Annotated in this window: 9 protein-coding genes and 1 pseudogene; 6 read left to right on the top strand and 4 right to left on the bottom strand. The window is 68.8% G+C overall.

Annotation, left to right across the window (positions count from 1 at the left end; all coding sequences use genetic code 11):
• Window positions 1–344, bottom strand: a pseudogene (locus J1M36_RS12650) (lysophospholipase); the annotation flags it as partial.
• Window positions 345–475: 131 nt separating this feature from the next.
• The gene (locus tag J1M36_RS03245; RefSeq protein WP_144998075.1) at window positions 476–4396 is read right to left on the bottom strand and encodes a multifunctional oxoglutarate decarboxylase/oxoglutarate dehydrogenase thiamine pyrophosphate-binding subunit/dihydrolipoyllysine-residue succinyltransferase subunit; all 3921 of its coding nucleotides are present in this window, start codon (window positions 4394–4396) and stop codon (window positions 476–478) included.
• Between the two features lie 222 nt (window positions 4397–4618).
• On the opposite strand from J1M36_RS03245, the gene J1M36_RS03240 reads away from it, so the two are divergent.
• The 4 genes from J1M36_RS03240 (at window position 4619) to J1M36_RS03225 (ending at window position 8999) form a co-directional block, all read left to right on the top strand.
• Window positions 4619–6076 carry a GuaB1 family IMP dehydrogenase-related protein gene (locus tag J1M36_RS03240; protein ID WP_206478648.1) on the top strand — a complete coding sequence of 486 codons (1458 nt, stop codon included), beginning with the start codon at window positions 4619–4621 and terminating at the stop codon, window positions 6074–6076.
• Between the two features lie 115 nt (window positions 6077–6191).
• Window positions 6192–7151, top strand: coding sequence for a metal ABC transporter solute-binding protein, Zn/Mn family (locus J1M36_RS03235; protein ID WP_206478647.1), 960 nt, complete (start codon window positions 6192–6194; stop codon window positions 7149–7151).
• A 4-nt stretch (window positions 7152–7155) separates the two neighbouring features.
• Window positions 7156–8007 (top strand): metal ABC transporter ATP-binding protein, encoded by an 852-nt coding sequence (locus tag J1M36_RS03230; RefSeq protein ID WP_206398958.1) that lies wholly within the window; start codon window positions 7156–7158, stop codon window positions 8005–8007.
• Window positions 8004–8999, top strand: a complete 996-nt coding sequence (locus J1M36_RS03225; RefSeq protein WP_206478646.1) for a metal ABC transporter permease — start codon at window positions 8004–8006, stop codon at window positions 8997–8999. Before J1M36_RS03230 ends, J1M36_RS03225 begins: the two co-directional genes overlap by 4 nt.
• Here the strand turns inward: J1M36_RS03225 and J1M36_RS03220 are convergent.
• On the bottom strand, window positions 8921–9871 hold the full coding sequence (locus J1M36_RS03220; RefSeq protein WP_206478716.1) for a diacylglycerol kinase family protein: 951 nt from the start codon (window positions 9869–9871) through the stop codon (window positions 8921–8923). The two genes, J1M36_RS03225 and J1M36_RS03220, sit on opposite strands and share 79 nt — an antisense overlap.
• A gap of 5 nt (window positions 9872–9876) precedes the next feature.
• Complete coding sequence (locus tag J1M36_RS03215; protein ID WP_064845348.1) at window positions 9877–10338, bottom strand: Fur family transcriptional regulator; 462 nt, start codon at window positions 10336–10338, stop codon at window positions 9877–9879.
• A 105-nt stretch (window positions 10339–10443) separates the two neighbouring features.
• On the opposite strand from J1M36_RS03215, the gene J1M36_RS03210 reads away from it, so the two are divergent.
• Together J1M36_RS03210 and J1M36_RS03205 are read left to right on the top strand one after the other, a co-directional pair.
• The gene (locus tag J1M36_RS03210; protein ID WP_144930691.1) at window positions 10444–11106 is read left to right on the top strand and encodes an MBL fold metallo-hydrolase; all 663 of its coding nucleotides are present in this window, start codon (window positions 10444–10446) and stop codon (window positions 11104–11106) included.
• A 46-nt stretch (window positions 11107–11152) separates the two neighbouring features.
• On the top strand, window positions 11153–11581 hold the full coding sequence (locus J1M36_RS03205) for an HIT family protein (protein ID WP_206478645.1): 429 nt from the start codon (window positions 11153–11155) through the stop codon (window positions 11579–11581).
• Window positions 11582–11602 lie beyond the last annotated feature (21 nt).

The following is an 11602-nucleotide window of genomic DNA, read 5'->3' as shown; positions in this document are numbered from 1 at the left end:
ACGAGCACCTTGGTGTTGTTCTGGGTGGCCTGGTCCACGATGTTGGCCATGTTCAGCCGGGACCGGGCGGAGGTGATCCCCAGGTCGATGTCCAGGGCGGACGGTGCGATCACCAGACGGTTGTCGCACGCGGAATCGAAGCGGCGGGAAGCCTCCGCGAACCAGTGGTCGTTGAGGGTCTCACTGCCCTGACCAGGCGCGGCGAGATTGTAGGCGTCCACGGGAACCACGTCTCGGGGGGTGCGCGCCATGACTCGTCCGAACCAGCCGAGCGCGCGGGGGTCGTCCACGCCGGCCAACAATTCGTCTCCCACGGCCACAATGCGGATCCTGCGTTGGTCCACTCTTCTTACATCCTTCGCTAGCTGGGACCCGGGGGGCCGTCTCGCGACGGCCCCCCGGGCGGATCATGCCCGGTGATCGGGCGGGGGCGTACGACGCCGCGCAGCTCGCGGGACCGTGCGCCGGGCGGCACTCACTCGCCGCGGGCGAACGCCTGCTGCACCAGGGTCTCCAGCTCCGCCGTGTGGCGCTTGGCCGAGCCGTTGGCGGGGGAGGCCGAGGCGGGTCGGGACGCGAGCGTGACCGGGCGGTCCAGCTGCGGCACGAGGTTCACGGCCATGAACGGCCACGCACCCTGGTTGGCGGGTTCGTCCTGAGCCCACAGGATCCGGGCCTCCGGGTAGCGCGCCAGCTGTTCCTTGATCTCGTCCACGGGCAGCGGGTAGAGCTGCTCCACGCGCACGATCGCGGTGGAGTGGTCGTCCGACTTCTTCCGCTGGGTCACGAGGTCGTAGTACAACCGACCGGAGACCAGGATGACGTCGGTGACCTTGGCGTCGTCGAGCCCGGCGGTGTCCGGGATGACCGTCTGGAAGCCGCCTTGCGTGAACTCCTCCACCGGGGACGCCGCGGCCTTCAGGCGCAGCAGCTGCTTGGGCGTGGCCACGATCAGCGGCCGGCGCGGGCGCGAGTACGCCTGGCGGCGCAGCAGGTGGAAGTGGTTGGCCGGGGTGGAGGGCTGGGCCACGATCATGTTCTTCTCCGCGCACAGCACCAGGAAGCGCTCGATGCGCGCGGAGGAGTGGTCGGGTCCCTGGCCCTCGAAGCCGTGCGGCAACAGCATCACCAGGTTGGAGCGCTGACCCCACTTCTGTTCCGCGGAGGAGATGAACTCGTCCACGATGGTCTGCGCACCGTTGGTGAAGTCACCGAACTGCGCCTCCCACACCGTGAGCGCCTCGGGGCGTTCGACGGAGTAGCCGTACTCGAAGCCCAGCACGCCGTACTCGGAGAGCAAGGAGTTGTAGATCGAGAACCGTGCCTGGTCCGCGGAGAGGTGGTTCAGCGGGGTCCATTCGGCACCGTTCTCGGCGTCGAAGAACACCGCGTGGCGCTGCGTGAACGTACCGCGGCGCACGTCCTGACCGGACATCCGCACCGGGACACCGTCCATGAGCAGCGAACCGAAGGCCATGAGCTCGCCCATGCCCCAGTCGATCCCGCCCTCGCGCGTCATCTCGCGGCGCTTCTCCGCAAGCTTGTGCAGCTTGCGGTGCATCGTGAAGCCCTCGGGCAGGTCCACGTAGGCGTCACCGATGCGGTGAGCCGCTTCCTCGGAGATGGCAGTTGTCTTGGGCACGGACACCCCGGAATCGGCCTGCTGCGCGGACGGCCGCTCGATGTTGGCGATCGCGGCGGCATCCCCGGTCACGAGCGGGACCGTGGAGGTCTGGGCCTCATGGGTCTCGGCGAAGACCCGCTCCAGACGCTCCTGGTAGTCCTTCAGAGCGCGGTCCGCTTCTTCCTGCGTGATGTCCCCGCGGCCCACGAGGTTCTCGGTGTAGACCTTGCGCGTGGAGCGCTTGCCGTCGATCAGGGAGTACATCAACGGCTGGGTCATCGAGGGGTCGTCGCCCTCGTTGTGCCCGCGGCGGCGGTAGCACACCAGGTCAATCACAACGTCGCGCTGGAACCGCTGGCGGTACTCGAACGCGAGCTGCGCCACACGGGCCACGGCCTCGGGATCGTCCGCGTTGACGTGGAAGATCGGGGCCTGCACGGTACGCGCGACGTCCGTGGAGTACGTGGACGTGCGGCCCGCAGAGGGCGCGGTGGTGAAGCCCACCTGGTTGTTGACCACCACGTGGATGGTGCCACCCACGTTGTAGGCCTCGAGCCCGGACATCTGCATGACCTCGTAGACGATGCCCTGTCCGGCCATCGCGGCGTCACCGTGGACCTGGATGGGCAGCACGGGGTACTCACCGTTACCCTCCGGCCCGGCGCCCAGCACGTCCGTCTTGGCGCGGGCGATGCCCTCGATCACCGGGTCCGCGGCCTCCAGGTGGGAGGGGTTCGCGGCCAGGTACACCTGGGTCTCGTTGCCGTTGTCGGAGGTGAACACGCCCTCGGTGCCCAGGTGGTACTTCACGTCACCCGAGCCCTCGGCGGCGCGCGGGTCCTGGCTGCCCTCGAACTCGCGGAACACCTGGGCGTAGGACTTCCCGGCAATGTTGGTCAGCACGTTGAGGCGGCCGCGGTGGGCCATCGCGATGCCCACACCCGCGAGGGAAGCATCCGCGGCCTCGGAGATGATCGCGTCCAGCAGCGGGATCAGCGACTCGCCGCCCTCCAGCGAGAAGCGCTTCTGACCCACGTACTTGGTCTGCAGGAAGGTCTCGAAGGCCTCGGCGGCGTTGAGCCGCTCGAGGATGTGGAACTGCTCCTCGCGCGCGGGCTTCTGGTAGTCACGCTCGAGCTTGGACTGGAACCATTCGCGCTGCTCGGGCTCCTGGATGTGCATGTACTCCACGCCCACGGTGCGGCAGTAGGCATCCCGCAGCCGACCCAGGATCACGCGCAGCGTGAGCAGGCTCTGGCCGCCGAAACCGCCGGTGGGCCACTCGCGCTCCAGGTCCCACAGGGTGAGCCCGTAGGTGCGGATGTCCAGGTCCGGGTGCTTGCGCATCACGTACTCGAGCGGGTTGGTGTCCGCCATGAGGTGACCGCGCACGCGGTAGGAGTGGATCAGCTGCTGGATCCGGGCGACCTTGTTGATCTGGATCTCGGGGTTGACCTGGTTGTCCACGGCCCAGCGGACGGGCTCGTAGGGGATGCGCAGGGCCTCGAAGATGTGGTCGTAGAAGTCCTCGCCGCCCAGCAGGTAGTGCTCCACGAGCTTGAGGAACTCCCCCGAACCGGCGCCCTGGATCACGCGGTGGTCGTACGTGGACGTCAGGGTGATGACCTTGGAGACCGCGTTGCGCGCGATCGTGCGGGGGGAGGCGCCCTTGTACTCAGCGGGGTAGTCCAGCGCACCCACGCCGATGATGCATGCCTGGCCCTTGGACAGTCGCGGCACCGAGTGCACGGTGCCGATGCCACCGGGGTTCGTCAGGGACACCGTGGTGCCCGCGTAGTCCTCCATGGTCAGCGCGCCATTGCGCCCGCGCTTGACGATGTCCTCGTACGAGGTCCAGAACTGCTGGAAGGACATCTCTTCCGCACCCTTGATGTTGGGCACCACCAGGTTGCGGGAACCGTCCTTGTTGGGGATGTCGATCGCGATCCCGAAGTTCACGTGCGCGGGATGCACCGCGGCGGGCTTGCCGTCCACCTCGTCGTAGATCACGTTCTGGGACGGGAAGTTGGCGAGCGCGCGAATCACGGCGTAGCCCACGAGGTGGGTGAAGGACACCTTGCCACCGCGGTTACGGGCCAAATGCGAGTTGATCACCAGGCGGTTGTCGATCAGCAGCTTGGCGGGCACCGCGCGCACCGTGGTGGCGGTGGGCACGGTCAGGGAGGCGTCCATGTTGGCGGCCACGGCCTTGGCGGGACCGCGCAGCTTGACCACGGTGTCCTCGGCGGGTTTGTCCTGGCTCTTGTCCTTCGCACGGTCCTCCGGCTGCGCCCGGATGGGGCGCTTGGTTCCGGAGCCCTCGCTGGTCTCGGTCTCGGTGTCCACGCCTTCGGGTCGTCCCTTCGCCTTGGAACCGGTGGTCGACGGCGCCGGGGACTTGGCCCGCTGCGCCTTCCTGGGCGCCTCCGCGCCGGCACCGGAGGTGTTCTGCTCGGTCTTGGACGAGGTTGACGCCGTCCCGGAGGCGGCCTTGTCCGCGGACGTCTTGGCGGCGGCGTCGTCGCGCCGTACAGCGGGACGATCACCCCCGGACGTCCGCGCAGCCGCCCCCTGGGACGGGGCGGCTGCTGAGGTCTTGGTGTCGGACGTCTGGGTATCGGACTGGTCGTCGCCGGCCATCTGTTCGAAGATGGGCCACCACTTCTTGTCCACCGAGTTCTTGTCCGCCTGGTACTTGTCGAACAACTCGTCCACGAGCCATTCGTTGCCGGCAAATTCTTCAGGGATAAGGTGACGCGGCTGGTCTGGCACTAGTGATACGCCTCTTCCATCTGTGCTGGGTGTCCCGGGCGGCGAGCTGGTCCTTGCGGCCCTCGTGTGGCTCCCACGGAGCTTACCGGCCGCGGGACTTGCGAACTGGCTTCGCGCACGCAAAGCCGTACCGGTTTTTCAGTCTAGTGAGGCATCTGGACGGTTGCCACCTACCCGCCGGCCCGCCCGCCGGCCCGCGGCGAGCACGTAGACTCTCCTCTTGTGCGATTCCTGACGACACCCACCACGGACCTGACCTACAATGACGTCTTCCTGGTGCCCTCGATGTCCCGGGTGACCTCCCGGTTCGACGTCGATCTGACCCCCGCGGACGGCACCGGTTCCACCATCCCGCTCGTGGCCGCGAACATGACCGCGGTGACCGGGCGGCGCATGGTCGAGACCATGGCCCGGCGCGGCGGTCTGGGCATCCTGCCCCAGGATATCCCGCTGGACGTGATCGCGGAGGTGACCTCGTGGGTCAAGCAGCGCTCGCCGCGCTACGAGACCCCCGTGGTGATGCACCGCAGCAACACCGTGCACGACGCCCTGGGGATCATGCACAAACGCCCCCACGGCGTGGTCATCGTCGTGGACGCGGACGAGCACTACGCCGGCATGGTCCTGGACTCCGACTGCCGGGACGTGGACCGCTTCACCCAATTGGGGGACCTGGCCCATTCGGAGGGCCCCGAGTTCCAGGACAGCGACTTCCCCGTGGACTCCGACCCGGACGTGTTGCGCGCCGCCTACGAGACGATGTCCGCCGCGCGCGTCAACGTGGCCCCGGTGCTGCGCGGACGCGAGGTCGTGGGCATCCTGACTCACCAGGGTCTGGTGCGTTCCACGATCTACGCACCCGCCCTGGACGACGACGGCCGGTTGCGCGTGGGTGCCGCGGTCGGAATCAACGGGGACGTCTCCGGCAAGGCCGAGCAACTGCTCGAGGCCGGGGTGGACGTCCTCGTGGTGGACACCGCCCACGGTCACCAGATCAAAGCGTTGGAGGCCGTGTCCGCCGTGCGGGCCCTGGACCCCCGGGTGCCGATCGTGGCCGGCAACGTGGTCACCGCGGACGGCGTGCGAGACCTCGCGGGCGCGGGTGCGGACATCATCAAGGTGGGCGTGGGCCCCGGGGCCATGTGCACCACGCGCATGATGACCGCCGTGGGTCGCCCCCAGTTCTCCGCCGTGGTCGAGTGCGCGGAGGCCGCGGCCGATCTCGGCAAGCACGTGTGGGCCGACGGCGGGGTCAAGCACCCGCGCGACGTCGCCCTCGCGCTCGCGGCCGGCGCGAGCCAGGTGATGGTCGGATCCTGGTTCGCGGGCACGCACGAGAGCCCCGGTGAGATCAACCTTGACGCCAACGGGCGCGCCTACAAGGAGTCCTTCGGGATGGCCTCGGCGCGCGCCGTGCGCCACCGCACTGCCGGGGAGGACCGCTTCGCGCGGGCCCGCAAGGCCCTGTTCGAGGAGGGCATCTCCAACTCCACCATGTACTTGGACCCCCAGCGCCCCGGCGTGGAGGACCTACTGGACCACATCACCTCCGGGGTTCGCAGCTCCATGACGTACGCCGGTGCGGCCACGCTCGAGCAGTTCGCGGCGCGCGCCGTGGTGGGCATCCAGTCCCAGTCCGGGTACGACGAGGGCCGCCCCCGCTCGGAGTCCTGGGCCTGAGCGGCCCGTTCTCACCACGCCCCTTATTGAGAATGGTTCATGATATGCTCACGCACGGCTACATGACATTGATTCTCATTGGCGGGAGCCGGGGGTCGGATGAGGGAGAGGGACGATGACCGCAGGGCGCAGCGTGCGCAAGGGTAGGACGAGCGTGTTGGGCGCGGGCGTGGTGGTGGGTCTCGCGCTCGCCGGATGTTCGAGCGGGACCGCGTCGGACGCGCAAGGTTCGCCCGGTGCGGGGAAGATCGCCGTGGTCACCTCCACGAACGTCTACTCGGACCTCGCGTCCCAGGTGGGTGGCGACAAGGTCTCCGCGACCCCCGTGATCGACTCGAGCGCCCAGGACCCCCACTCCTACGAGGCCACCCCCCAGGACCGGCTGAAGGTGGAGAAGGCGGACGTCGTGGTGTGCAACGGGGGTGGGTACGACCAGTTCATGACCGATTTGGCCTCCGACGGCCAGCACGTGGTGGACGCCGTGGAGGCCTCCGGTCTGCAGCGAGAAGAGGACGCGCACGACGACCACGACCACGGCTCCGGACACCACCACCACGGCGACTTCAACGAGCACGTGTGGTACGACGTCGAGAGCATGCAGATGGTCGTGGACCGCATGGCCGAGCAGCTCGGCCAGATGGACCAGCAGAACGCCCAGTACTACCGGGACAACGCCGCGCGCGTGAAGAACGAGCTCGGCACGGTCGAACAGAAGGTCGAGGGGATCAAGGCCTCGGGCGGATACATCGCGACCGAGCCTCTGCCCGGGTACCTCCTGCAAGACGCCGGCCTGCACGACCAGACCCCGCAGGCGTTCACCGAGGCCATCGACGCCGGCTCCGACGCCGCACCCGCGGTGCTCAACGACACCCTCGGGCTCGTCAAGGGAAGCGACGTGAAACTGCTCGCCCTCAACAAGCAGACCTCCACGGGGCAGACCGACCGGTTGCGCTCGGCCGCCGGGGATGCCGGCAAGCCCGTGGTGGAGTTCACCGAAACCATCCCGGACGGGCTGAACTACCAGCAGTGGATGACGCAGAACGCGGACCGCGTGGCCCACGCGCTCCAGAAGTAGGGACATGAACGCACCCCAATCCGCACCCGAGGTGGCCGCCCGTTCCGGGGCCGACGACGCCGTCGTCCGGCTCAGGGACGCGCGCCTGGCCTTCGGGGACCGCACCCTGTGGTCCGGTCTGGACCTGGACGTCGCCCCGGGGGAGTACCTCGCGGTCCTGGGCTCCAACGGGACCGGCAAGACGAGCTTCCTGCGCGTGCTGCTGGGACTGCTCCCGCTCACGAGCGGGACCGTACGCGTCAACGGGACCCGTCCGCGGGCCGCCGCCGCCCGCGTGGGGTACGTGCCCCAACAGCGCGGCTTCCCGGCGCGCACGCCGCTGCGGGCCCGGGACCTCGTGGCGCAGGGCGTGGACGGGCACCGCTGGGGGATCCGACTGCATCCACGCCGCGTGCACCGCACCGTGGACGAGTTGCTCGAACGCGTGGGTGCCACCGACTACGCGGACGCCCCCGTGGGCGTGCTGTCCGGGGGTGAGCAACAGCGCCTGCGCGTGGCCCAGGCGCTCGCTGCGGACCCCACGCTCGTGCTGTGCGACGAGGCCCTGCTGTCCCTGGACCTGCATCACCAGCACGTGGTGAGCGAACTCGTGCACGAACAACGTGAACGCAGCGGGTGCGCCGTGGTCTTCGTGACCCATGACGTGAACCCGATCATCGAGCACGTGGACCGGATCCTCTACCTGGCCAACGGCTCGTTCCGGATCGGCACGCCGGACCAGGTGCTGCGTTCGGACGTGCTCTCCGAGCTGTACGGGACCCGCGTCGAGGTGCTGCGCAGCAACGGTCGCATCCTCGTGGCCGGGCGCCCGGACAGCTCCCACCACACCGATTCCCCGGAGGAGCTGATCCTGTGAGCCTAGCCGCGATCGACTGGAACTCATTGTTCGGTTCCGTGTTCGTCTTCGACAACTACGGCGAACTGCTGTCCCTGCTGCGCAACTCCGTGTGGGCGGGCGCGGTGCTTGGCTTGGTGGGCGGGCTCGTGGGCACGTTCGTGATGATGCGCGATCTCGCATTCTCGGTGCACGGGATCGCGGAGCTGTCCTTCGCCGGTGCCGCCGCGGCCCTGTTGGTCGGCTCCGATGTGGTCACCGGGTCCCTCGTGGGGTCCGTGCTCGCCGCGCTCATCATGGGGTTCATGGGCCTGCGCGCGCGGGAGGGCAACTCGTTCGTGGGCGTGCTCATGCCCTTCGGCCTGGGGCTCGGGATCCTCTTCTTGTCCCTCTACGAGGGCAGATCCTCCAACAAGTTCTCCTTGCTCACGGGCCAGATCGTCTCCGTGTCCTCCCTGCAGTTGACGTCGATGATCGTGCTGTCCGTGGTGGTGCTCGCCACGCTGCTTGTGATGTGGCGGCCGCTGACGTTCGCGAGCACGGACCCGCTCGTGGCCCGGGCCAAGGGGCTGCCGATGCGCTCGTTGGCGATCGTGTTCATGGTCGTGCTGGGGATCTCGGTCGCGATGTCCGTGCAGATCGTGGGCGCGCTGCTCGTGCTCGCGCTTCTGATCACCCCGGCCGCGGCGGCCATGAACCTCACCTCGAGTCCCGCGCGCACGGTGGTGCTCTCCGTGGTCTTCGCCGAGCTCGCCATGGTGGGCGGGATCCTCCTGGCGCTGGGCGGCAACGTCCCGATCAGCCCGTACGTCACGACCATCTCGTTCGTCGTGTGGCTCGTCTCGCGGTGCGTGCGCGCGGCGCGTGAGCGCTCGTCGTCGTATCGCCGTTCGACACCGCGGTCGACGACGCCGCTCGGCGCCGGTCGCGCGGTTCAGAGCAGGACGCGCACCGCGGCGGGGAGCACCTTGAGCGAGGCGGGCAGCGGACCCAACCGTTCGCCGTCGCCGTAGGCCGCGTCCCGCGGCTCGGAAGGGATGCCGTGGGCCGCGATGGTCGCGGTCGTGGCGGGCACCACGGTGACCTCCCGTAGGGATTCGTGCGTGCCCAGGAACAAGCGGGGGAATAGCCACGCGAGCCGCAGCGCGCCCACGTCGGAGACCATGAACAGCTCACCCGAGCCGTCCGTGGGATCCGCGCGGGGAACGATGGTCAGCCCGCCCCCGATCGACGAGGTGTTGGTCAGCGCCAGGAAGGTCAGCGTGCGGTCACTCACGTGGCACGCGCCGTCCGGGCCGGTCCAGCTCAGGTCGTAACGCCGCGCGCGCATGGAGACGGCCTCCACGGCGAGCGCGGCGACGTACTTGACCGAGTGCGTGACGCTGGACCAGCGGTTGGCGCGCGCGTTCACGCGGGCGTCGAGGCCGAGGCACACCGCGGTCGCGCACACGTGGTGGCTGCCGTCTGCGCACGTGACGTGCACGAGGTCCATGCTGCGTTCGGGGGACTCGAGTCCGCGCAGCACCCGGCCCGCCGCGCGTTCGACGTCCCCCACGGGTACACCGTGGAACCGGGCCAGATCGTTGCCGGAACCGGCCGGGATCAGTCCGAACGGGAACTCGACGCCTTGCTCGCGCAGCCGGTTCAGTGACTGCAGGACCAGGTGGACCATGCCGTCTCCGCCGACCGCGACGACCGCGGCGATCCAGGTGGACGCGTTGCGCAGGGTCGCGGTGAGATCGCGGGAGAGGGCCTGGGCGGTGGCAGCGCTGAGCGGTCGGGGATCGTAGCCGCCAGCCCGCAGGATGCCCACGGCGCGCTCGCACGCATTCCGGCCCACGAGGGAGGCGCCGTTGTGGACGAGCAGGATCTCGCGGCGTGACATCCGGGTCACCGGGCGGGTTTCGCGGTTTCTCGGGCGTCGGAGGACTCGACGCGGCCCCGGGCCCCGCACTCGGCACAGATCCCGGAGATCTCCACGGTGTGGTCCACGTCCGCGTAGCCGTAGCGGCGCGCGGTCTCCTCCGCCCATGTCTCGACGTCCGGAGCCTCGAGTTCCACGGCCGCGCCGCACGAGCGGCACACGATGTGATGGTGGTGGTGCTCGGCCTCGCACCGGCGGTAGATGGCCTCGCCCTCGGCGTTGCGCAGCACATCCACCTGACCCAGCTCGGCCATGGACTGCAGGATCCGGTACGTGGTGGCCAGGGACACCGACTGTCCGCGATCGCGCAACAGCCGGTGCAGGTCCTGCGTGGAGATGAAGTCCTCCAACCCCTGCAGCGCGCCGGTCACGGCACGGCGCTGCTTGGTGTTGCGAACCTCCGCGGTTCCGGTGGTCTTGGTGCTCAACCCAGGTGTCCTTTCCGCGAGCGGTCGTCCGGGACATCTTAACGTGCGGCGCGGACATGCACAGGCGGCGTCGTCACGGCCGGACCGAGCCGCTAGGGTGAAGCCATGTTGCTGACCAAGTTCACCCACTCGTGCGTGCGCCTCGAGAAGGACGGCGCGGTGCTCGTGATCGACCCGGGCACGTTCTCCGAGGTCGAGGAGGCACTGCGCGGAGCGGACACGGTCCTCATCACCCACGAGCACCCGGACCACTACGACGCCGAGCGGCTGGGCGCCGCCCTTTCGGCGGATCCCGAGCTCACGGTGCATGCCCCGGGCCAGGTGATCGAGAAGCTCGCGGAGCACATCACGGACACGGACCGGTTGCACGCCGTGTCGGCGGACACCACGTTCACCGCGGGGCCGTTCTCCGTGGCCACGTACGGGGGCCAGCACGCACTGATCCACCCCCTCATCCCCACCATCGCCAACGTGGGCTACGTGATCGACGACGCCGTGTTCCACCCCGGGGACTCCTTCACCGTCCCGCACGGGCTCACCGTTCCCACGGTCCTGGTCCCGTTGCACGCCCCGTGGTCCAAGATGTCCGAAGTCATCGACTTCATCATCGCGACCCGCGCGCAGCGGGTGTACCAGATCCACGACGCGCTGCTCTCCGAGACCGGCTTCGGTGTCGTGGAGAAGCAGGTCAAGCATTTCTCGCAGGTCTACGGGACCGAGTACCGGCACCTGGACACTCGCGAGAGCGTGGAGCTCCACACCGCATGACCCATCCGGCCACCAGCCGGTTCCACCAGACGGAAAGGACATCACCGTGAGTTCAGTGTTCACCAGGATCATCGAGGGCGAACTGCCCGGCCGGTTCGTCTGGGCGGACGAGCACTGCGTGGGCTTCCTGTCCATCCAGCCCCTGTCCCAGGGCCACGTCCTGGTGGTCCCGCGCCAGGAGATCGACGCGTGGGTGGGCCTACCCGTGGAGCTGGCCATGCACCTCATGAAGGTCAGCCAGTTCATCGGCAAGGCCATCGACGCCGCGTTCACGCCCAAACGGGTGGGGCTCATGATCCAGGGCTTCGAGGTGCCCCACACCCACCTGCACGTGTGGCCCACCAATTCGATCGAGGAGTTCGACTTCGCCCAGGTGGATCAGGACCCGGACCCCGCGGTCCTGGACGAGTCGGCCCGCCGGATCCGCGAGGCCCTCGAGGCCCAGGGCCACCACGACGAGGTCCCGCAGCAGTAGCGACCGACGGCTTCGCTCACG

Origin of the sequence: Kocuria sp. KRD140 (assembly GCF_017168375.1) — a bacterium.
Taxonomy (GTDB): Bacteria; Actinomycetota; Actinomycetes; order Actinomycetales; family Micrococcaceae; genus Kocuria; species Kocuria marina.
The sequence above is the reverse complement of the archived record's forward strand: the minus strand, read 5'-3'. Positions and strand labels throughout refer to the sequence as shown.

What these genes read in the sequence shown, in the direction of transcription:
- J1M36_RS03235 (WP_206478647.1), top strand. Translation starts at nt 6,192, where the DNA reads ATGACCGCAGGGCGCAGCGTGCGCAAGGGTAGGACGAGCGTGTTGGGC.
- J1M36_RS03230 (WP_206398958.1), top strand. Translation starts at nt 7,156, where the DNA reads ATGAACGCACCCCAATCCGCACCCGAGGTGGCCGCCCGTTCCGGGGCC.
- J1M36_RS03220 (WP_206478716.1), bottom strand. Translation starts at nt 9,871, where the DNA reads ATGTCACGCCGCGAGATCCTGCTCGTCCACAACGGCGCCTCCCTCGTG.
- J1M36_RS03210 (WP_144930691.1), top strand. Translation starts at nt 10,444, where the DNA reads ATGTTGCTGACCAAGTTCACCCACTCGTGCGTGCGCCTCGAGAAGGAC.